At 64.8% G+C, this 20,465-nt stretch carries 31 protein-coding genes; all 31 read left to right on the forward strand.

Annotation, left to right across the window (positions count from 1 at the left end):
• The first annotated feature begins 1 nt into the window (after position 1).
• The 31 genes from BQ9843_RS08395 to BQ9843_RS08545 all read left to right on the forward strand — a co-directional run bounded on the left by BQ9843_RS08395 (position 2) and on the right by BQ9843_RS08545 (position 17,930).
• On the forward strand, positions 2 to 391 hold the full coding sequence (locus BQ9843_RS08395) for a hypothetical protein (RefSeq protein ID WP_075844662.1): 390 nt from the start codon (positions 2 to 4) through the stop codon (positions 389 to 391).
• Positions 392 to 545: 154 nt separating this feature from the next.
• The gene (locus BQ9843_RS08400) at positions 546 to 734 is read left to right on the forward strand and encodes a hypothetical protein (protein ID WP_075844663.1); all 189 of its coding nucleotides are present in this window, start codon (positions 546 to 548) and stop codon (positions 732 to 734) included.
• Entirely contained in the window at positions 731 to 1,099 is a 369-nt protein-coding gene (locus BQ9843_RS08405; RefSeq protein ID WP_075844664.1) for a hypothetical protein, read from the forward strand. Before BQ9843_RS08400 ends, BQ9843_RS08405 begins: the two co-directional genes overlap by 4 nt.
• The gene (locus BQ9843_RS08410; RefSeq protein ID WP_075844665.1) at positions 1,096 to 1,281 is read left to right on the forward strand and encodes a hypothetical protein; all 186 of its coding nucleotides are present in this window, start codon (positions 1,096 to 1,098) and stop codon (positions 1,279 to 1,281) included. The genes BQ9843_RS08405 and BQ9843_RS08410 overlap by 4 nt, the downstream gene beginning before the upstream one ends.
• Positions 1,278 to 1,589 carry a Lar family restriction alleviation protein gene (locus tag BQ9843_RS08415; protein WP_075844666.1) on the forward strand — a complete coding sequence of 104 codons (312 nt, stop codon included), beginning with the start codon at positions 1,278 to 1,280 and terminating at the stop codon, positions 1,587 to 1,589. Before BQ9843_RS08410 ends, BQ9843_RS08415 begins: the two co-directional genes overlap by 4 nt.
• A gap of 520 nt (positions 1,590 to 2,109) precedes the next feature.
• On the forward strand, positions 2,110 to 2,295 hold the full coding sequence (locus BQ9843_RS08425; RefSeq protein ID WP_075844665.1) for a hypothetical protein: 186 nt from the start codon (positions 2,110 to 2,112) through the stop codon (positions 2,293 to 2,295).
• Complete coding sequence (locus BQ9843_RS08430) at positions 2,292 to 2,603, forward strand: Lar family restriction alleviation protein (protein ID WP_075844666.1); 312 nt, start codon at positions 2,292 to 2,294, stop codon at positions 2,601 to 2,603. The genes BQ9843_RS08425 and BQ9843_RS08430 overlap by 4 nt, the downstream gene beginning before the upstream one ends.
• A complete protein-coding gene (locus tag BQ9843_RS08435) occupies positions 2,600 to 2,872 on the forward strand; it encodes a hypothetical protein (protein ID WP_075844668.1) in 273 nt (90 codons plus the stop codon). Before BQ9843_RS08430 ends, BQ9843_RS08435 begins: the two co-directional genes overlap by 4 nt.
• Positions 2,873 to 2,874: 2 nt before the next feature.
• Positions 2,875 to 3,135, forward strand: coding sequence for a hypothetical protein (locus BQ9843_RS08440; RefSeq protein WP_143327654.1), 261 nt, complete (start codon positions 2,875 to 2,877; stop codon positions 3,133 to 3,135).
• Positions 3,132 to 3,269: a hypothetical protein gene (locus BQ9843_RS08905; RefSeq protein ID WP_154665545.1), complete on the forward strand. Its 138-nt coding sequence runs from the start codon at positions 3,132 to 3,134 to the stop codon at positions 3,267 to 3,269. The genes BQ9843_RS08440 and BQ9843_RS08905 overlap by 4 nt, the downstream gene beginning before the upstream one ends.
• Before the next feature lie 351 nt (positions 3,270 to 3,620).
• A complete protein-coding gene (locus BQ9843_RS08445; protein WP_075844670.1) occupies positions 3,621 to 4,157 on the forward strand; it encodes a ParB/Srx family N-terminal domain-containing protein in 537 nt (178 codons plus the stop codon).
• A 171-nt stretch (positions 4,158 to 4,328) separates the two neighbouring features.
• Positions 4,329 to 4,508 (forward strand): type II toxin-antitoxin system HicA family toxin, encoded by a 180-nt coding sequence (locus BQ9843_RS08450; RefSeq protein ID WP_075844671.1) that lies wholly within the window; start codon positions 4,329 to 4,331, stop codon positions 4,506 to 4,508.
• Between the two features lie 40 nt (positions 4,509 to 4,548).
• Positions 4,549 to 4,998, forward strand: coding sequence for a helix-turn-helix domain-containing protein (locus tag BQ9843_RS08455; protein ID WP_075844672.1), 450 nt, complete (start codon positions 4,549 to 4,551; stop codon positions 4,996 to 4,998).
• 94 nt (positions 4,999 to 5,092) lie between these two features.
• Positions 5,093 to 5,383 (forward strand): HNH endonuclease, encoded by a 291-nt coding sequence (locus BQ9843_RS08460; RefSeq protein ID WP_075844673.1) that lies wholly within the window; start codon positions 5,093 to 5,095, stop codon positions 5,381 to 5,383.
• Between the two features lie 222 nt (positions 5,384 to 5,605).
• Positions 5,606 to 6,049 (forward strand): P27 family phage terminase small subunit, encoded by a 444-nt coding sequence (locus BQ9843_RS08465; protein ID WP_075844674.1) that lies wholly within the window; start codon positions 5,606 to 5,608, stop codon positions 6,047 to 6,049.
• Positions 6,049 to 7,464, forward strand: coding sequence for a terminase large subunit domain-containing protein (locus BQ9843_RS08470; RefSeq protein ID WP_075844675.1), 1,416 nt, complete (start codon positions 6,049 to 6,051; stop codon positions 7,462 to 7,464). The genes BQ9843_RS08465 and BQ9843_RS08470 overlap by 1 nt, the downstream gene beginning before the upstream one ends.
• Positions 7,465 to 8,886 carry a phage portal protein gene (locus tag BQ9843_RS08475; protein WP_083648038.1) on the forward strand — a complete coding sequence of 474 codons (1,422 nt, stop codon included), beginning with the start codon at positions 7,465 to 7,467 and terminating at the stop codon, positions 8,884 to 8,886.
• On the forward strand, positions 8,858 to 10,204 hold the full coding sequence (locus BQ9843_RS08480; protein WP_075844676.1) for a VG15 protein: 1,347 nt from the start codon (positions 8,858 to 8,860) through the stop codon (positions 10,202 to 10,204). Before BQ9843_RS08475 ends, BQ9843_RS08480 begins: the two co-directional genes overlap by 29 nt.
• The gene (locus BQ9843_RS08485) at positions 10,201 to 10,413 is read left to right on the forward strand and encodes a hypothetical protein (RefSeq protein WP_075844677.1); all 213 of its coding nucleotides are present in this window, start codon (positions 10,201 to 10,203) and stop codon (positions 10,411 to 10,413) included. The genes BQ9843_RS08480 and BQ9843_RS08485 overlap by 4 nt, the downstream gene beginning before the upstream one ends.
• A 16-nt stretch (positions 10,414 to 10,429) precedes the next feature.
• Entirely contained in the window at positions 10,430 to 10,813 is a 384-nt protein-coding gene (locus BQ9843_RS08490) for an HD domain-containing protein (RefSeq protein WP_230205647.1), read from the forward strand.
• A 183-nt stretch (positions 10,814 to 10,996) separates the two neighbouring features.
• Positions 10,997 to 11,467, forward strand: coding sequence for a capsid assembly scaffolding protein Gp46 family protein (locus tag BQ9843_RS08495; protein WP_075844679.1), 471 nt, complete (start codon positions 10,997 to 10,999; stop codon positions 11,465 to 11,467).
• Positions 11,468 to 11,494: 27 nt separating this feature from the next.
• A complete protein-coding gene (locus tag BQ9843_RS08500) occupies positions 11,495 to 12,382 on the forward strand; it encodes a phage major capsid protein (RefSeq protein WP_075844680.1) in 888 nt (295 codons plus the stop codon).
• 11 nt (positions 12,383 to 12,393) lie between these two features.
• The gene (locus tag BQ9843_RS08505) at positions 12,394 to 12,591 is read left to right on the forward strand and encodes a hypothetical protein (RefSeq protein WP_075844681.1); all 198 of its coding nucleotides are present in this window, start codon (positions 12,394 to 12,396) and stop codon (positions 12,589 to 12,591) included.
• Between the two features lie 2 nt (positions 12,592 to 12,593).
• A complete protein-coding gene (locus tag BQ9843_RS08510; RefSeq protein WP_075844682.1) occupies positions 12,594 to 12,992 on the forward strand; it encodes a Gp19/Gp15/Gp42 family protein in 399 nt (132 codons plus the stop codon).
• The gene (locus BQ9843_RS08515; protein WP_230205648.1) at positions 12,989 to 13,327 is read left to right on the forward strand and encodes a hypothetical protein; all 339 of its coding nucleotides are present in this window, start codon (positions 12,989 to 12,991) and stop codon (positions 13,325 to 13,327) included. The genes BQ9843_RS08510 and BQ9843_RS08515 overlap by 4 nt, the downstream gene beginning before the upstream one ends.
• Positions 13,320 to 13,616: a hypothetical protein gene (locus BQ9843_RS08520; protein ID WP_075844683.1), complete on the forward strand. Its 297-nt coding sequence runs from the start codon at positions 13,320 to 13,322 to the stop codon at positions 13,614 to 13,616. The genes BQ9843_RS08515 and BQ9843_RS08520 overlap by 8 nt, the downstream gene beginning before the upstream one ends.
• Positions 13,613 to 13,957, forward strand: a complete 345-nt coding sequence (locus BQ9843_RS08525) for a hypothetical protein (protein ID WP_075844684.1) — start codon at positions 13,613 to 13,615, stop codon at positions 13,955 to 13,957. The genes BQ9843_RS08520 and BQ9843_RS08525 overlap by 4 nt, the downstream gene beginning before the upstream one ends.
• Positions 13,958 to 13,968: 11 nt before the next feature.
• Complete coding sequence (locus BQ9843_RS08530) at positions 13,969 to 14,556, forward strand: phage tail tube protein (protein ID WP_075844685.1); 588 nt, start codon at positions 13,969 to 13,971, stop codon at positions 14,554 to 14,556.
• Positions 14,557 to 14,564: 8 nt separating this feature from the next.
• The gene (locus tag BQ9843_RS08535) at positions 14,565 to 14,861 is read left to right on the forward strand and encodes a hypothetical protein (RefSeq protein WP_075844686.1); all 297 of its coding nucleotides are present in this window, start codon (positions 14,565 to 14,567) and stop codon (positions 14,859 to 14,861) included.
• Positions 14,862 to 14,929: 68 nt separating this feature from the next.
• A complete protein-coding gene (locus BQ9843_RS08540) occupies positions 14,930 to 15,214 on the forward strand; it encodes a hypothetical protein (protein WP_075844687.1) in 285 nt (94 codons plus the stop codon).
• Entirely contained in the window at positions 15,207 to 17,930 is a 2,724-nt protein-coding gene (locus BQ9843_RS08545; protein ID WP_075844688.1) for a phage tail protein, read from the forward strand. The genes BQ9843_RS08540 and BQ9843_RS08545 overlap by 8 nt, the downstream gene beginning before the upstream one ends.
• Positions 17,931 to 20,465: the final 2,535 nt, after the last annotated feature.

Here is a 20,465-nt window from a genome sequence, read left to right on the forward strand (position 1 = left end):
GATGGAGATCATGAACTGCGAGCAGTACGTGCTGGGCGAGCTCGAGGAGGCGCAAGCGGCCATCAACAAGCTGGAGCAGGAGAACGACCGTCTGCAAGCCCAGATTGAGATTCTGGAAGGCCAGCTCAACGCCAAAGACCCGCACGAGGACGAGGTGAGGCGCTGGGGCCGAACGGAAATCGTCAAGAATGTGGCGTACACCACGACGACAGCCGATGTCGGTGGGGAGGCGAAGTCGTTCGAGGAGTGGTGCTTCGACGCAGTCTACAGGGGCTGCGTCCCCAAGGGCTGGAAGCGCAAGGAATTCATCGACTACTTCGAGCCGGAGCTGCGCGAGTTCTACAACAAGCGCGTCAAGGAGCTGGAAGAGGCCGAGGAGGAGGACGAATGACCGAGGATGAACCGCTGAGGTGCCAGGCATGCGCCCACAACGTGCCGAGGGACAGGCGCGAGGACTTCGGAGACGTGTGTGAGAGATGGTGCGAAAAATGCAACAGGTGGCTTGCATGGCTGGACGTGCCTCCGTGCGAGGAGGGAACGCGGAAATGACGCCCTGGACGATGAACGAGCGCGCCGAGTGGGAGCTGGCCGAGCGCCGGAACCAGCGCAAGCTCGCGGCGCGGCTTGGTGCCAAGGGCCTCGCCACGAAGCAGGTGATGGCGCGGCTGGCGGCTGTCGGCGCGCCCGTGGAGGAGAGGACGGCCAGGCGCTGGATGAAGGGATCGAAGAGATGAAGGACACGGACATGCAGACAGCGGCGAGCGCCATCCGGGGCATGCGCCGCATAGTCGAGGAGATCGACCGCCTGGCCGCTGGTATAGAGCGGCTGGCGGTGGAGAACGGCGAGCTGAGGGCCGTGTGCGAGCAGTTGCGCGAGCGCGTGGAGCGCCCTGAGAACGGAGCGGAACCGATCAAAACTGATCAACGTGGAATATGGGATTGTTCTAACGACAGCTGGGAACGGCTGGCCGAGGACTCGCAGATGACGCCATCGCTCTACTGCGAGAGATACAACATCGAGCCGCGGCTCGGCGGCAAGGTCTGCGCGATGATGGCCGATATCGTGGCGCGTGCCAGGGAGCTTGGAGGTGCGGAATGACGTTTATCGAGATGCGCGAGGCGGCAGTGATTGCGTGCGCCATGAACGCCGTGAAGATGCTGCCGGACTGCCCCGAGAAGGAGACGTGCAACATGGCCCTGCTTTCCCTCTGGGCCAATCTGCCAGGAAGCCTGCGGGACGCGCTGCAAAACGGCGAGCTTCCAAAGGAGGTATGGGAATGAGCGGCAACAAGCCCGACCTGCTTCCCTGCCCGTTCTGCGGCGGTGAAGCGTTGAATGTGGAATGGGTTACGTCACATGACGAGAGGGGTTGGGCGGTCGCCTGCAAAAACTCCGAGTGCTTGATGAACCAAGGCGCGAGAATCCTCCGCACGGAAGCCGAAGCCGCCGAAGCGTGGAATCGCCGAGCCGAGCGCACGTGCCGTGCGATATACGATGGCGATGATTCGGGCCATGAGTTCAGGTATTACGAGCCATCGTACGTGCCGAACTTTTGCCCAGAATGCGGAGCGAAGGTGGTGGAGGAATGAGCAAGAAGAAATACCTTCTAACGGCTGCCGACCTGTGCGAGTACGGCATGGCCGTAACGAACAAGCTCGGTCTCAGTGTCATTGAAACCTCGGAGTTCATTGACAAGTTCCTCGCCGAGCACGAATACCGCGAACGCACCACGCTTTACGAGTACCGCAACCATGCGTGGCACTGCACGAGCTGTGGAGACGTGGAGCCGGTTGGCGGTGCCGAATATTGCCCGACANGCCTGGCCGCTGGTATAGAGCGGCTGGCGGTGGAGAACGGCGAGCTGAGGGCCGTGTGCGAGCAGTTGCGCGAGCGCGTGGAGCGCCCTGAGAACGGAGCGGAACCGATCAAAACTGATCAACGTGGAATATGGGATTGTTCTAACGACAGCTGGGAACGGCTGGCCGAGGACTCGCAGATGACGCCATCGCTCTACTGCGAGAGATACAACATCGAGCCGCGGCTCGGCGGCAAGGTCTGCGCGATGATGGCCGATATCGTGGCGCGTGCCAGGGAGCTTGGAGGTGCGGAATGACGTTTATCGAGATGCGCGAGGCGGCAGTGATTGCGTGCGCCATGAACGCCGTGAAGATGCTGCCGGACTGCCCCGAGAAGGAGACGTGCAACATGGCCCTGCTTTCCCTCTGGGCCAATCTGCCAGGAAGCCTGCGGGACGCGCTGCAAAACGGCGAGCTTCCAAAGGAGGTATGGGAATGAGCGGCAACAAGCCCGACCTGCTTCCCTGCCCGTTCTGCGGCGGTGAAGCGTTGAATGTGGAATGGGTTACGTCACATGACGAGAGGGGTTGGGCGGTCGCCTGCAAAAACTCCGAGTGCTTGATGAACCAAGGCGCGAGAATCCTCCGCACGGAAGCCGAAGCCGCCGAAGCGTGGAATCGCCGAGCCGAGCGCACGTGCCGTGCGATATACGATGGCGATGATTCGGGCCATGAGTTCAGGTATTACGAGCCATCGTACGTGCCGAACTTTTGCCCAGAATGCGGAGCGAAGGTGGTGGAGGAATGAGCAAGAAGAAATACCTTCTAACGGCTGCCGACCTGTGCGAGTACGGCATGGCCGTAACGAACAAGCTCGGTCTCAGTGTCATTGAAACCTCGGAGTTCATTGACAAGTTCCTCGCCGAGCACGAATACCGCGAACGCACCACGCTTTACGAGTACCGCAACCATGCGTGGCACTGCACGAGCTGTGGAGACGTGGAGCCGGTTGGCGGTGCCGAATATTGCCCGACATGCGGGGCGCACATTGTCGGCAACCGAGGTGGTGTCCTATGAGCATGGCGTCATACGAACCCGGCAGCGGCTACAACCTCCCTCCCGGGCTTTACGAGGACAATCCGTTTCTCAACGGGTGCTCGGGCACCTGCATGACATGCATCCACTGCATCGAGGAGTGCTGCGACTACGGCCAGTGCGGGCGCAAGCTCGACGCGCTCAAGCCGAAGGACTTCGAGACCTGGGGCGAGGTCCTGGATTACCTGGACGGGTTTCGCGTCGATATGCAGGAGGACGGCTGTTCCAAATGGGAGCAGGAATGATGCGAGAACGCCACACGCCCGCATGGTACGTGCGCAAGCTCGGGAAGGCGGTTGTCTGGTTGCTCATCGCTCTCGTCGGGCTTCTGGACGCCCTGCTTATCTACGGCCTGGTGCTTGCGTGGCGGTGCCTATGACCAACGAGGAGAGGACCAGGGCGCAGCTGGCCAAGCGCGCGCAGAGGATGCGCAGGTGCTGCGGCTGCACCATAGGAGAGATTGCCAGGGCGCTTGAGCTGACCGTCGCGGAGACGAAGCGCCTGCTCAAGATTGGAGGATGACATGATCGGCAAGTTTATCGGGAAGGTCCTTGGGGCCGCAGTCGAGATATTCCTCATCGCGCTCACGTGCTACGGCATCGTGTGGGCGCTTACGGGAATCTCGGGGCTGCTGTCGTGAGCGGCCTTGAGGGCAGAAGGGGCTTCTCAGGAAGAAGCCAGGCAACGCGGGGCGGGCGCAATGCCCGCCCCTTCTCAGGAAGGAGAGCGAATGAAGGTCGAGCAGGTGCCGCTGGGCACGTTGAAACCCTACGACGGCAACGCCAAGAAGCACACCGAGGAGCAGCTTGAGGCGGTGAAGAATTCCATCAAGGAGTTCGGGTTCAGGAACCCGGTCATCGCCTGGCACGACCAGGACGGCCGCGCCGAGATCGTGGCGGGCCATGCGAGGTGCAAGGCCGCGCAGGAGCTTGGCATGGACGAGGTGCCGGTCGTGTTCTGCGACGATTTGACCGACGCGCAGCGCAGGGCGCTGACGCTGGTCGACAACCAAACGACCATAATGACCGGCTGGGACGAGGACGCGCTAGCATACGAGCTGGACGTGCTCAGCGGTGACTTCGACATGTCGGACTTCGGTTTCGACCTTGGCACGGTGGAGGACTTCGCCGTGCCCGAAGATTCGCCGCTCGAAGACGGGGGCGTCACCGTGGTCGCGAAGTTCGCGGACGTGGACGGCTACCGCGCGGCCATAGACGCGATAACCGAGGCCGTGCAGGCCAACGGCGGCGAGGTGTCGATTCGATGACGGATGGAGCCTGAGCGCGAGGGAGCGCCGGATGGTGGAGAAACTTAGCAAGTAGCAACGCCCCTCTTCGGAGGGGCTTTTTCATGCCTCTAAAAACTCTTAATTGAGTTAAGATTCTTCTTGCAATAAAGTATTAGCAGTGCTAATATAGTGTCAACGAAAGGAGGAGCGGTGACCAAGAAGAGAGACCTCGAGAAGGAGCTTTCCAAGGCCGGGGGAAGGTTCCTGAAGCCGGGCGGCAACCACGACATCTGGATAGCCCCCAACGGCGCGAGGGTGGCGGTGCCGAGACACCGGGAGATACCTGAGAACACGGCGAACGACATACGCAAGGAGGCCGGGCTGAGATAGCCCGGCCATCCGGCCACCGCCGAGACGATAGGAGGACGAGATGCTTTACATGAGGGACTTCGAGCTGTTCGATGACGAGGGTATGGTGTGCGCCGAGCCGTTCGGCATGGAAGGCGCGACGTGCGGCGAGGACATGAACGACGCGGCGCTCATGGCCGCCGAGTGGCTGCGCATCCACGTGCTGGACGCATTGGGGCAAGGGAAGGAGTTCCCGCAGGGCAGCGTGGGAAACGAGCCGCGCCACGGCGGGAGGGTCATAACCGTGGCCGTGGAGGCGAGCTTGAGCGACGTGCCCGCCATGACGGCGGCCGATGCGGCGCGGGAGCTTGGGGTCAGCACCGCCCGCGTGGCGCAGCTCTGCGCCTCCGGCCAGCTCGACAGCTGGAAGGTCGGGGCCACCCGCATGGTGTCCGAGGACTCCGTGCTCATCCGCAAGATGGACGCGCCGAGAACCGGGCGGCCCGCCGAGCGCAAGGCCGCCATGGCGTAGCCGCGACCACATGCAGCGCAGCATAGGGGCATCCCTTCGGGGGTGCCCCTTTCTCATGCCCCGGCTACCCTACGGCCAGACGATAGGGGGAGACATGGCGGGCACGAAGTACGCGAACAACGGCAGCGCGAGGACCAAGCTGCGCAACAGGCTGAGGCAGGAGGGCAGGCCGTGCCATCTGTGCGGGCAACCCATAGACTACGACCTCCCGAGCGGTGACCCGTGGAGCTTCGAGCTTGACCACGTTGTGCCCTTGGCTAGGGGCGGCGCGCCGTGGGACTACGCGAACGCGGCGGCCTCGCACCGCATCTGCAACCAGCGCAAGGGCAAGAGGATGCCGACCGACGGGCAGGCGTTCGAGATAAGGCGCACGAGGCTGTTCTAGGGCCTGCATGGCGCTGCACGGCACGGGCTAGGCACAAGGGCATATCGTGGCTCAGGTGCGATTCTGTGGCGTTTGGCGGCGCTTCTGGATTGACGGGGGGCGTTACCCCTCCCCAGGGGCCGCTCAGCACCCCGCGGCGATATGCCGATATCCCCCCGAGGGTTTCCAGCAACAGGGGGGGTATCTCACGCCCCGCCTACCATCCCTCCTGAAGGAGGAAGCATGGTAGAGATTCCGCAGGACATAGCGCAGGACGCAGCCCAGGCCGCGATATGGTCCGAGCTGGTGGCCGATGACAGCCGATTCACGGAGCAGGACGTGCCCGCCCTGCGGCTGCTGTGCTTCTGGCACGCCGTGGCCATGGAGGCCCAGCGGCAGATGACCCACAACGGGAAGATGGCGATATTCGACCCCATCGCCCTGAAGCCCTTCACCGACGCGAGCGGGAAGGCGCCGTTCATGGTGCGCAAGTCCCCCGCCCTCGCGGTGCTGAAGGAGGCCACGGCCGAGATTCGCGCCCTCTCGGACGCCCTCGGACTGACCCCTGCGGCCAGGAGCCGCATGGGCGCGGAGTCCAGACCCAAGCGCGACGGCGCGAAGGCGGAGTTCCTGGCGCTGATGTTCAGCGACCGCGCCGAGAAGGAGCGCAAGGCGGCTGATGCCTAGTGGAGCCGAACCAGACGCCAACATACGAGGCGAACATCCCGGAGGACTTGACCGGTGACGGCGCGATGGCCGCTGAGCTTGCCGCCCTTTACTTCGGCGAGCCTATGCCCTGGCAACCGCACCTGCTGGATGTGATGCTCGCCCGCGACAGCCACGACAAGTTCGCTGCGCCCGAGGTGGGAATCTCCATCCCCCGCCAGAACGGCAAGAGCTTCATCGTGCGCGCCCGCTGCCTCTACGGCGCGCTGAACGGCGAGAAAATCCTATACACGTGCCACCACGGGGACACCTCGGACGAGATGTTCCAGGAGCTCTCCGCCATCTTCGAGGACGAGGAGAACGACGAACTGCACGACCTGCTGAAGCACGTCCGCAAGACCAACGGCAAGCAGGCGATCGTGCTGAAGAACGGCGGACTCATCCGCTTCACCACCCGCACCGACTCCGGCGGGCGCGGAAAGTCGTTCGACGTGCTCATCCTCGACGAGGCGCAGGAGCTCACCGACTCGCAGCAGGCAGCTCTATTGCCGTCGATCAGCGCGGGGCCGAAGCACAACCCGCAGACCATCTACCTTGGCACCCCGCCTGACACGAAATGCACCGGCACCGTGTTCAGGAGCCTCCGCACCGACATTCGCAAGGGCGATTCGCTCATGGCGTGGGTCGAGTGGGGCGCTACCGAAGTGGGTGACAAGCACGACCGCGCCCGCTGGTACGAGTACAACCCCAGCCTTGGCACCGTCCTCAGCGTGAAGGCCGTGGAATCCGAGTGCAACCAGATGCAGCCCGAGGTCTTCGCAAGGGAGCGCCTGAGCTACTGGGCACCCACCGCAGGCGCGAAGCTGGCATTGAACCCGGACGATTGGGCGAAGGCGCTGCGCGAGGAACCCATGGAGGGCGGAAAGCTCAGCTTCGGCGTGAAGTTCGACCCAGATGGGGAGAAGGCCGCCATCTCGTGGGCACTGACGGAGCGCAACGGCGGCTCATACGTGGAGCTGTACGACATCACCGACGCCAGTACCGGGCCGATAGCGAACATGCTGATTCGCAACGCCGACGAGATCGCCGCCGTGTTCATCGACGGCAAGGGCAAGACGGAGACGCTCGTGCAGAGGCTCAAAGATGGGCACTTCCCCGCCAGGGCGATCATGGCGGGCACCCCGGCCACCATGCAGGCCGCATCCGCGATGTTCAAGGACGAACTTGAAGCGGGGACGTTGACGCATATCGAGTCACCGGCACTTGACGCGAGCGCCACTGGAAGCGTGAAGCGCGATATCGGCGGCAACGGCGGTTGGGGCTTCGGCGATGGTGACGGCTGCATGTCAATACCGGTTGAATCTGCGGCGGGTGCGCTGTACGCGGGCCGCACGACCAAGCGAGAACCAAGACGGCAACAGGAGGCGAACTTCTAGATGGAGAAAATCGAGATGGAAATCGTCGAGGGCATTTCACGAGCGGACGGCCTCGCCGACGAGGACCGCGACACGGCGGTGAAGCTCATGAAGGTGTGGCGGCAGAAGACCGAGCGTAATTTGCTTAGGGAGAAGTACTACCTCGGCCACATCCGGGTGCGGGACTTGGGAATCGCCATGCCACAAAGCCTCGCGCAGAAGATCGACCCGCGCATCGATTGGCCTCGCAAGGCCGTCCACGCTTTGGCCGACCGCAGCGTGCTCAACGGCTTCACGAGCGATGACGAGGCGGTCACGGAGGAGCTTCGTGGCATCTACACGGCTAACAGCCTCGACCTGCTCTACCGCAAGAACCTCATATGCGAGCTGAAGCACTGCTGCGGCTTCTGGACCGTCACCGACGACGGCGGCGGCTATCCGGTCATCTCGGCGTATCCCGCCACAGCGGCGGCGGCGCTGTGGGACGACGCCCGCAAGGAGATCGAGGCCGGGCTGGTGGTCGCCGAGTCGAAGAAGATGCCGGGAGACACCGAGAGGGTGCCGACCGTGGTGCACCTGCTCACCGCAGGCAGCCTCGTGGCCCTCACTCGGGAGGGCAGCTCGTGGCATGCGGAGTACCGCGAGCACTCCATGGGCAGATGCCTCATGGAGCCCATGGCCCACGGCGCGACGCTCGAAAGGCCGTTCGGCACGTCGAGGATCACCCGAGCCGTGATGAGCATCACCGACGACGCCATCCGCCAGCGCGCCCGAATGGAGGTGGCGGCTGAATCCGCCACGCTCCCGCAGATGTGGCTCCTCGGCACCGACAAGCGCGTCACCAACGACGGCAACAGGTACAGCGCCTCCATGGGCGCCATCAACGAGGTGACGAAGGACGCCGACGGCGACGCGCCGACCGTCTGGCAGTCATCGCAGCTGCAGATGGCACCGCTCACGGAGTACTTCAGGGCGCTCGCGTGCCAGATGAGCAGCGTTACCGACGTGCCGGTTTCGTTCTTCGGCGTTTCGAACGACAACCCCTCCTCTAGCGACGCCATCGCGGCGAGCCTGGAACCGCTTGTGATTGACGCGAAGAACCTCAACGCGGAGAACGGGCACGCCCTGCGAAACGTCGCATACATGGCGCTCGCGGTGCTCCACGGCACCGACTTCGCCACGGAGCGCGACGCCGGGAACAACGTGAACGCGCGCTTCATGTCCCCCGCCTACCCCTCCGTCGTGTCCCAGAGCGACGCGATGCTCAAGCAGGCGCAGGCTTTCCCGAAGATTGCCGCCTCGGACGTTGCCTTGGAGATGCTGGGCTACACCGACGAGCAGATGCAGCGCATCAACAGCGACGCGCGGCGCTCCGAGGCGCGGCAGATGGTGGAGCAGATGATGGGGGCCTCTGATGGCGACGCTGACGCGCAAGCTTCTTAGCAGCTACGACAGCCGCCTCGCGACCTTGGAGGGCGCGGCCTACGACTACGCATCCGGGCGCGTGTCGGCCTTCCTCGCCGAGTTCCCCAAGGCCACGGCGGAGCAGGTGCGCGAGTTCGCCATAGGGGCCGTGGACGCGGCGGTGTCGGCCTACGGGGACGGCGCATCGGGCATCGCCGCAGAACTCTACGAGGGCATGGCCGAGGCGGCTGGGAGAAGGGTCAAAAGCGCCCTCATCGACACGTCCGACGTGTCCGGATACGTCGAGCGGGAGGTGCGCTACCAGCTGCGCAAGTGGCTCGCCGGGGACTCGGAGGGCTTCGCCGAGGCGTGCGGCAAGAAGGCGAAGGACCAGGTCCAGCGCCGTGCCAACCAGACCATGAGAATCAACGCGAAGCGCGACGGGCTGCGATACGCCCGCGTGCCCATGGGCGGCGAGACCTGCACTTTCTGCGCGATGCTCGCCTCCAATGGGTTCTATTACAAATCAGCAAAGATGGCGGGCGAGGGGAACCACTACCACGAGAACTGCCGCTGCAAGGTCATTCCCGGTTTCGACGGCATGGAGGTCGAGGGGTACGACCCCGACGAGTGGCTTGCGAGGTGGGGCGCGTACCAAGACCTCGACGGCATGGGCTTGACCGAGGAGGCGCGTAAGGCGGCGAAGCAGGCGCTCTCGGTGGCAGCGCCCACGGCCAAGGCGATAGAGGCGGCGAAGGAGGCTGCGCGGCAGCAGAGCGCCACGGAGATTGCGGCGCGTTCCATCGCCAAGGCGGTCAGGCAGGAGACGGACGTAACCAAGGCCCTGCAATCGCTCGAATCCGACACGCGGCACCTCGAAGGGCTGAACTTCCGGCTCAAGGGTGAGGGCTCCCTTGCACGCAAGATTCTGAGCGATTCGGCGGACAAGGGCTTGAGGCTTTCCGAGGCAGCGGACGCCATCACGGACGTGTTGCGCTACACCTACCAGTGCGACACAGACACGCTGGCATCGGATTTCTTTGAGATCCGGGAGCAGCTGGAGGACTTGGGGTATGATTGGGTCAAGGTGAAGAACAGCCTCGGCGACGCGACCGCGCCCTACCGGGGCGTCAACACCAAGGTAAAGACCCCGGACGGTTACGAGTTCGAGCTTCAGTTCCATACAGCCGAGAGTCTTGAGGTAAAGGAAATGAACCACCGGCTCTACGAGGAGCAGCGCGTCCTCGACACGTCCACGGAGGATGGTAAGGCGCGATTTGACGAGCTGGCCGATACGATGGCCAGCAACGCAAGCGGCATCGCCACCCCTCCCGGCATCGAGAAGGTCAGGCTATGAGGTATTACCTTGAAGAGAGCAGGCTGGCAGTCGCCCGCGAGGACGAGCGACACCTGATGTACCGGTGGGACTGGATTGCCGAGGATTGGGTCTACGACGTTGAGCTGGTGGGGAAAGTCAAGCTCGGCGACGGCTGGTGGGACGAGGTGCCCGAATCGGAGGCCATGGATGCAATCGAGAATCGAACTGTGCCTGTCGTTGGCAAGTGAGGCGCACGCGGGGCAGGTGGACAAGGGCGGAGCGCCCTACATCGAGCACCCCATGAGGGTTGCCCTGCGCTGCGACACCGAGCTTCGGAGGTGCGCGGCGCTCCTGCACGACGTTTTGGAGGACACCGACGCGACGGAGGCGGACCTGCTCGCCGCCGGGGTGGGTTCCGAGGTCGTGAGAGTCGTCAAGGCGCTGACCCACGGCAGGGGCCTCAGGTACGACGAGTACATGGCGTACATCCGCGAGATCGCCGAAGACCCGGACGCCCGCGCGGTGAAGATGGCCGACCTGCGCGACAACATGGACTTGAGCCGCATCCACGGGCGCATCACCTTCGCCGACAAGCTGAGGCAGGGCAAGTACGAGGACGCATACGCAGTGCTCGAAGCGGCCCGCTAGAGGCATTCCATAGAACGGTTTCCGAGCCGCCCGAAAGGGCGGCTTTTTTCATGCCGAAAACCCGAAATCTCACGCGCATAGGACACTGCCATGCGACAGGGCCGCACGGCCCAAAACGCACATCTAAGGGGCTTGGCCGCACGGCCTGCCCGACGGGCCGCACGGTCCGGGAAAGGACGCGACATGGCAGACCAGAGCGCAACGGAACCCGCACAAGGAACGGAGCCGGGCCAGGAGCCGACCAGCGTCACGGAGCCCGACTACAAGGCGCTTTACGAGGCGGCGAAGGCGAACTCGCGTAAGTGGGAGAAGCAGGCCAAGGCCAACAAGGGCGCAGCATCGGCTCTGGACGAGGCGAACGAGGCGAAGAAGAGCGCCGACGAGAAGATCGCGGAGCTAGAGAAGCGACTCGACGCCAAGGAGAAGGCCGAGCGGCGCGCGAAGGCCGCAGCCAAGGTCGCGCAAGAGAAGGGCGTGCCCGCCGACCTGATCGTCGGCGACGACGAGGAGAGCATGGCCGAATGGGCCGACAAGATGCTCGCCGCGTTCAAGAAGAAGCCCGCGCCGCGCGTGGAGAAGCCCGGCAGCTTCGACAGGGGCGGCAACGGCGGCGACGAGGCGCTGCGAGACTTCGCCAAGCACCTCCTGAAGTAAGCCACACCACCAAAGAAAGGCATAGAAATGGCTGCAAACGACACCAAGAAAATCAAGCTGCCGTCCAGCGTGGTCTCCACCATCATCGGCAAGGTGAAAGACACCTCCACCATCGCCACGCTGAGCCCCAACAAGCCGCAGAAGCTCGCCGACACGACCTACCTCGTGTTCAACCCGACCGCCGAGGCCGAGGTCGTCGTGGAGGGCGGCAGGAAGTCCGGCTCCGAGATCTCCATCGCGCCCGTGGTCGCCAAGCGCGCCAAGATCGTCACGACCACGCGCGTCTCCGACGAGCTGAAGTGGGCCGACGAGGACAACCAGCTGGAGATCATCTCCAACATCATCGCCGACCAGACCGCCGCCGCGGGCCGCGCGCTCGATTACATCCTCTACCACGCCATCAACCCCAAGACGGGCCTCGCCCTCGACGGCTACACCGCCCTCACCGCGGCCGCCGGCGTCAACATCGTCACCAAGACCGACTCCCCTGTCGACGACATCGACTCCCTCTCCGACGCGCTGCTCGACTACGGCATCAACGGCATCGCCATGAGCCGCCAGTTCGCCTCCGAGCTGCGCAAGCTGCGCGTCCCCGCGACCGGCCAGCGCCTCTACCCCGAGGTGCCGCTGTCCCTCTCCGTGGGCAACCTCGACGGCATCCCCGCCGCCGTCTCCGGCACAGTCAACGGCCGACTCGCCAAGACCCCGACCAAGGTATCCGCCATCATGGGAGACTTCTCCGCCATCAAGTGGGGCATGGTCCGCGACGCCACCGCCGAGGTCATCGAGTACGGCGATCCCGACAACACCGGCCAGGACCTGAAGGGCTACAACCAGATCGCCTACCGCACCGAGGCCGTCCTGGCATACGCGGTACTCGACCCGAAGGCCTTCGCCGTCCTCAAGAGCGCCTAGGGGGTACCGAGATGGCACAACTGGTACAGAAGTTCATCGTGGAGGACGCGGACAAGGCGTCCAGCATCCTCCCCCAGCACGTGGCGCTCGTGTCTCCCGAGGGGGAGGCGCTCGTGCTGCCCAAGAAGGTCGCCAACCCCGGCGCCAGCCCGACAGTCGCGAAGGTCGTGCAGGCCCTCGTCGACGCCGGGATCATGGAGGCGCAGTAGCCATGGAGGCGCTGGCATCCGTCGAGGACTACACGGCGAGATACGGAGAGCCAAGCGACGCCGGGCGCGTGACGGCGCTCCTCAAGGACGCCAGCGCCCTGCTGCTCTCCGCCTACGAGGGCTTCTGGGGCGAAGACTACACAGAGGGCGCGCACGCGGCGTTCGACCGCGCGGCAGCTGCCGTGTGCTGCATGGTGGTGAACCGCGTGCTTTCCGCGCCGGCCGCGATGCTCGGGGCCACCCAGTACAGCCAGGGGGCCGGCGGCTACACCGCATCGGTCACTTACGGCTCGGCGCTCGGCGAGATGTACCTCGGCAAGTCGGACCTGAAGCGCCTCGGCCTTGACGTGCAGCGCATGCGCGTCCTCACCCCAATCGAGCGCAGCGAGGTGACGGAATGAACCTGATTCAGGGCGAAACCGTGACCGTGATACGCACGGGGCGGGTTCTGGACGAGCTGGGCGAGCCGACCTACGGGGAGGACGCCCGCGAAGAGGTCGAGAGCGTGGTCGTCGCCCCCGGCGCGACCGCAGACCTGGACGCATCGCGCCCGGAAGGCGTAACGGTCGCCTACACGCTGTGCTTCCCGAAGACCTACGCCGGCGAGCTGAAGGGCTGCGCGGTGGAGGTGCGCGGGGAGCGCTTCCGCGTGGTGGGAGACCCGCAGCGCTACACCGAGGCGAACACGCCGGGCACATGGAATCTAACCGTGGAGGTGACCCGCACCGATGGCTAAGTGCAGCGTGAGGCTGAAGGGCTACAAGTCCAACAAGGCCGCATACGTCGAGATCATGGACAGCGGCGCGGTCCAGGCGCTGTGCGAGGCACCGGCTAGGGCCATCGCCGCCGAATGCAACGCGACCTTCACCAAGGGCACCGGCGAGCTCGGCACCGGCTACCGCGTCTTCAAGTCTCGCGGCAAGCGTGCGAACTACTGCGGCGTGGCCACGGGCACCCCGCACGCCTACAGCAGCGAGCTTATCCACAACCGCCTCAAGTCGGCGCTCGATTCGAGGAAGCAATGATTGACGTTGAGCGCGTGGTGGCCAAGCGCCTTATGGATGCCACCGGAATCAGGGCCGTGCTCGAAGTGCCCGAGGAGCGCCCGGAGGAGTTCCTCTCCGTGGAGCTTACGGGCACCGGCACCGGCCTCTACCCGAAGACCTGCTCACTCGCCGTTCAGTCGTGGGCCAAGACCCGCAGGCGGGCGGCGGAGATCGCGGGACTGGTGGAGGTCGCCATCTACGGGCTGACCGAGGAACCGAACGTCTTCAAGGCCGTCCCGGACGGCACCTACCGATGGCCAGACCCGGATTCGCGGCAGGAGAGATACCAGACGAACGCAGAGCTTACGATCTGCGAGTAAGGAGAACAGAAATGGCCGGAACCAACAAGGAGTACACAGCTAACTCCACCGACAACGTTTCCAGCACGAAGGGCGTGCGCGGCGGCTACATCTTCGTCGCCCCGGTGGGCACTGCCCTCCCGACGGACTACAGCACCGCGCTGGCAAGCGCCTACAAGTGCCTCGGCTTCATCAGCGAGGACGGCTACGTCGAGACGGTCGACAGCGATTCCGAGGACCTCGTCGATATGAACGGCGACCTGATGGACAGCCCGCAGACCTCCCGCGTGGAGTCGGCTCAGCTGACCCTCGCCGAGATCAAGGCCATGACGCTCAAGCTCATGTACGGCGACGAGAACGTGACCGACAAGGCGGGCGTCATTACGGTGAAGCACAACGGCAACTCGAACGGCACGTGGGTCGTCGTCCTCGACCTGCTCCTGAAGAACAACCGCAAGTGGCGCAAGGTCGTGCCGCTGTTCCAGTGCTCGGAGCTGGACGATTTGACGCTCGCGGTCGGCGAGCTCGCGGCCCGCGCCCTCACGGCCAAGTACCTGACCGACGAGAGCGGCAACACCTGCTACGACTACATCCAGTCCACCGAGACCAACGCCGCCTAGGAGGGGACATGAAGGAGATCACTTTCACCGTTGACGGCGTGGATGGCGAGTTCGTCTGCGACGCGGACGAGCTGAAGAGCTACAAGACCGCCAAGCAGCTGGCACGCGCCGATGAGGACTTCTCCCTCTCGTTCGACGTGATGGAGCGCGTGTTCATGGGCAACGACGAGGAGTACATCGAGCGCCTTGGCGGCAGCGTCGACCGCCTGAACGACCTTCTGGCCGCTGCGCTCGACGCGGTTGGCGAGGACGCAAAAAACTCGTCGGCTTCGCCTCAGACCTCGAAGCCCACAGAGGCGAAGTAATAGCGGATTTCCAGCAGTTCTACGGCATCGCCCTCCCGTTGGAGGGCGGGCCGCAGGACTGTAGGCGCATGGCACTGCTCTGGAAGCACCTCCCCGCCGATTCGAGGACTGCCCGCAGGCAGTGTCCAGAGCTTGAGTGGGGCGTGGAGGCGTACCTGCTCCGATTGATCGAGAACGAGCTGGCGGGGCTCGTCTGGGGCATGGCAGACACCAAGAAGAGGCCTCCCAAGCCGCCCGAGCCGGTGAAGATGCCCGGGGAGCTGGCGGAGGCGAGGGCGCACAGGGACAACGCCCTGCGCGACAAGGAAGAGATCACGAGGCTCTTGGGATTGGAGGGCATGGTAGATGGCTAACGTCGGAACCGCATACGTGGCGATCATGCCGTCCATGGACGGCTTCGCGAAGGCGATATGCAAGGACTTCGGCAGCGCGGGCAGCTCCGCCGGCAAGACCTTCGGCGACGGCCTGTCCAACGGCACCGAGAAGGGTACCTCCAAGTCGAAGAGCTCCCTCTCCAACCTCGCGGCAACGGCCAAAGACCAAGCGGGCTACATGGGCCTCGCCTTCGAGGAGTCGGGGGCGAGGCTCAAGGCCGCGATAACGCAGAGCGGAGCGTGGCAGACCCTGACGGGCTACGCCACCAGCGCATCGAACGGCATCAAGAGCGCCTTCGCCGGAATCAAGGAGGGCATCTCCTCCAAGCTCTCCGGGGTGGGGTCTGCGGTGAAGGCGGGCCTCTCCAATGTGGGAAGCATCGGCAGCACCGTCATGACGACGGCGGCGTCGATGATCCCCGCACCGCTGAAGTCCATGGCTTCCACCGTCGGCACCATCCTGTCGCCCATCGCATCGACCGCCAAGGCCGCCCTCGCGCCCATGGCATCGGCCTTGGGGCAGGCCGGTACCGAGGCGGCTTCGAGGCTGAAGGAGGGAATCTCCAATGCAGCAGGCCACGTGACCGACGCGCTGGCAACCGCAGCCAAGGCGGCGGGTGTCGGCGCTGCGGCGGTGGTCGCGGCGGTAACAGCTGTAACGGGCGCGGTGCTGGGCAACTATGCCGACTACGAGCAACTTGTTGGCGGCGTCGACAAGCTCTTCGGCAGCGCGTCCGGTAAGCTCCAGCAGTACGCAGCCGAGGCCTACAGGACCTCAGGGCTCTCCGCGAACCAGTACATGGAGCAGGCCACGAGCTTCTCCGCGTCGCTCATCGCCTCCTGCGCGGGCGACACGTCCAAGGCGGCCGACTACGCCAACCTCGCCATGACGACCATGAGCGACAACGTGAACGTGTTCGGCTCCAACATGTGGGACGTGCAGAACGCCTTCCAGGGTTTCGCCAAGCAGAATTACACCATGTTGGACAACTTGAAGTTGGGCTACGGCGGAACGCAGTCCGAGATGCAGCGCCTCATCGCGGACGCCAACAAGCTCCCCGGCGTGATGCGCGATGGCTCCGACCTCACCATCGACTCCTACGCCGACGTGGTGGAGGCCATCGCCCGCGTGCAGCAGGCGCAGGGTATCGCAGGCACCACCGCCAAGGAGGCGGCCTCTACCATCTCCGGCTCCATCGGCATGGCAAAGGCCGCGTGGGGGAACTTCCTCACCGCCCTGGGCCGCGACGACGTGGACTTCTCGAAGGTAACCACGCAGCTCCTGGAGTCAATCGGAGCCGTGGCGACCAACGTGGCCCCGCGCGTGGCGACAATCGGCGCGAACATCATCGCGGCCTTCCCAGCGGCCCTCTCCGGGCTTGCAGGCATCCTCGCGCCCATCGTGTCCGAGGCCCTTGCGGCGGCTTGGAACATCGCCGCTCAGGCGCTTTCCTCCGTCGGCATCAAGCTGCCCAGCGTGGACGCCTCGCAGATTCTCGGCGCCTTCCAGTCAATCGCGGACTTCGTGACCGGGACGCTCGCCCCGGCCTTCGCCCCCGTGGCTCAGGCGCTGGGCAACTTCGTCTCCACGGTGGGGCCGATGCTGCTCCCCATAATCCAGCAGCTGGCCGGGGTTCTGGGCGGCATGGCGCCCATCATCGCCGCCATACAGGCAACGGTCATCAACGTTGCGACGCAGATTATGGCCTTCGTCATGCCCATCATCACGCAGCTCCTGGCCTTCATCAACGCGAACATGCCGCTGATCCAGCAGGTGGTGACCACGGTGATGAACGCCATCCAGCTGGCCATAACCTTGGCGCTCGGTGTCATCCAGGCCGTGTGGAACGCCGTCTGGCCGGCGATCAAGGCGGTCATCGACGCCGTCTGGCCGCTCATCAGCACCGCCATCAGCACCGCCATGACCGTCATCCAGGACGTCATCAACATCGTCATGGCCGCGATCAGCGGCGATTGGAGCGGGGTCTGGAACGGCATCAAGCAGCTCGCCTCCGACATCTGGAACGGCATCAAGTCGCTGGTCTCCGGCGCCATCAACGCCGTCTCCTCGACAATCTCGAGCGTCACGAGCTCGATTCAGTCGGCGTGGAACAGCGCGTGGAGCTCCGTCAAGTCGTTCTTCAGCGACATCTGGAACGGCATCAAGAGCGCGGCCTCGGATGGCGTGAGCGCTGTCTACAACACGGTGACGACCATCAAGGACAAGATTCTCGGCTTCTTCTCGGGGGCCGGTTCCTGGCTGGTCGAGTCGGGCAGGTCCATCCTGAACGGCCTCAAGGACGGCATCATGGGGGCCATCGGCTCCGTCACGTCCACGATCTCGGGTGCGCTCAAGGGCATCCGCGACCTGTTCCCGTTCTCCCCCGCCAAGGAGGGGCCGTTCTCGGGCCACGGCTGGGTGCTCTACTCGGGCATCTCCATCGCCGAGGCGCTCGGCGAGGGCTTCGCGCGGGCCGTACCGGGCGCCGTCGGCGACTTCGAGGCGGGAATGTCCCGCCTGTCGGGCGTCACGTCCATGGCGGCGCCCGGCATCACGGCCAGCCCGCGCGCAGTCGCGGCAGGCCCGTCCTACACCTTCTACATCGACGGCGCGCAGGTCGCGGACGACGAGCGCCTCGCGTCAGCGCTCATGGCGGTCGCAGAGCGCGTCAAGGCCAGGAAGGGGATGAGGTAGTGTCCTCCTACGATCACGACCTTTCCATCTGGATCACAGAGGTATCCGCGACGGGCTTCCGCGTCAACGGCCGCGTGAAGCTCGGACGGAATTCCTACAACGCCAACGGCTTCCACGTCGAGACTGGCGTGAGCGGCTACGGCTCGCGCGGCCACACCGCCAGCATCGGCACCAGGGGCGGCAGCTACGATTTCAGCGACTACTACTCCGTCGGCACGTCCTACGACGCCAGGAGCTTCAGCTGCCACGTGTCGGCAGACCTCAGCTGGTCGAGCAACGGCACCAACACGGGCAACCCCGTCTACGCCACGGCGTGGACTCCCGCGAGCGAGTACAACCAGCCCTATCCGCCCAAGAACCCCGCAGTTGCCCGCGTCTCGGACACCCAGGCGAAGGTCACGTGGGGGAGCAACTACGACAACGCCTCCGGCCGTCACTGGCACAAGGTCTACGTCGAGCGCTCCACGGATGGCGGCGGATACTCGCAGATCGCCGCCCTGAATTGGGACGTCACCAACTACATCGACAACGGCGTGAGCGCGAACCATTCGTACGCCTACAGGCTCCGCGCGGCGAACACCAAGTACAGCGATTACGTGACGGCGGGCACGGTGTACAACACACCCGCAGCGCCGAGGTCGGTCGCGGCCTCGCTCGTCTCTGCCGGCACCGTGCGCGTGGACGCCGACGTGACCAACGTCAACACCGCCACCTCGTATGCCATCGAGCGGAGCGTGGACGGCGCGGAGTGGGTGAAGGTCTCCGAGGTCGCGTCATTCCCCTACGATGACGCGGGCGCGGCCGGCATGGTCTCCTACCGCGTGCAGTCGATGCGCGGCGCGCTCGCGNCCACGAGCTTCTCCGCGTCGCTCATCGCCTCCTGCGCGGGCGACACGTCCAAGGCGGCCGACTACGCCAACCTCGCCATGACGACCATGAGCGACAACGTGAACGTGTTCGGCTCCAACATGTGGGACGTGCAGAACGCCTTCCAGGGTTTCGCCAAGCAGAATTACACCATGTTGGACAACTTGAAGTTGGGCTACGGCGGAACGCAGTCCGAGATGCAGCGCCTCATCGCGGACGCCAACAAGCTCCCCGGCGTGATGCGCGATGGCTCCGACCTCACCATCGACTCCTACGCCGACGTGGTGGAGGCCATCGCCCGCGTGCAGCAGGCGCAGGGTATCGCAGGCACCACCGCCAAGGAGGCGGCCTCTACCATCTCCGGCTCCATCGGCATGGCAAAGGCCGCGTGGGGGAACTTCCTCACCGCCCTGGGCCGCGACGACGTGGACTTCTCGAAGGTAACCACGCAGCTCCTGGAGTCAATCGGAGCCGTGGCGACCAACGTGGCCCCGCGCGTGGCGACAATCGGCGCGAACATCATCGCGGCCTTCCCAGCGGCCCTCTCCGGGCTTGCAGGCATCCTCGCGCCCATCGTGTCCGAGGCCCTTGCGGCGGCTTGGAACATCGCCGCTCAGGCGCTTTCCTCCGTCGGCATCAAGCTGCCCAGCGTGGACGCCTCGCAGATTCTCGGCGCCTTCCAGTCAATCGCGGACTTCGTGACCGGGACGCTCGCCCCGGCCTTCGCCCCCGTGGCTCAGGCGCTGGGCAACTTCGTCTCCACGGTGGGGCCGATGCTGCTCCCCATAATCCAGCAGCTGGCCGGGGTTCTGGGCGGCATGGCGCCCATCATCGCCGCCATACAGGCAACGGTCATCAACGTTGCGACGCAGATTATGGCCTTCGTCATGCCCATCATCACGCAGCTCCTGGCCTTCATCAACGCGAACATGCCGCTGATCCAGCAGGTGGTGACCACGGTGATGAACGCCATCCAGCTGGCCATAACCTTGGCGCTCGGTGTCATCCAGGCCGTGTGGAACGCCGTCTGGCCGGCGATCAAGGCGGTCATCGACGCCGTCTGGCCGCTCATCAGCACCGCCATCAGCACCGCCATGACCGTCATCCAGGACGTCATCAACATCGTCATGGCCGCGATCAGCGGCGATTGGAGCGGGGTCTGGAACGGCATCAAGCAGCTCGCCTCCGACATCTGGAACGGCATCAAGTCGCTGGTCTCCGGCGCCATCAACGCCGTCTCCTCGACAATCTCGAGCGTCACGAGCTCGATTCAGTCGGCGTGGAACAGCGCGTGGAGCTCCGTCAAGTCGTTCTTCAGCGACATCTGGAACGGCATCAAGAGCGCGGCCTCGGATGGCGTGAGCGCTGTCTACAACACGGTGACGACCATCAAGGACAAGATTCTCGGCTTCTTCTCGGGGGCCGGTTCCTGGCTGGTCGAGTCGGGCAGGTCCATCCTGAACGGCCTCAAGGACGGCATCATGGGGGCCATCGGCTCCGTCACGTCCACGATCTCGGGTGCGCTCAAGGGCATCCGCGACCTGTTCCCGTTCTCCCCCGCCAAGGAGGGGCCGTTCTCGGGCCACGGCTGGGTGCTCTACTCGGGCATCTCCATCGCCGAGGCGCTCGGCGAGGGCTTCGCGCGGGCCGTACCGGGCGCCGTCGGCG

The sequence above is a fragment of the Collinsella bouchesdurhonensis genome, assembly GCF_900155365.1.
GTDB lineage: Bacteria > Actinomycetota > Coriobacteriia > Coriobacteriales > Coriobacteriaceae > Collinsella > Collinsella bouchesdurhonensis.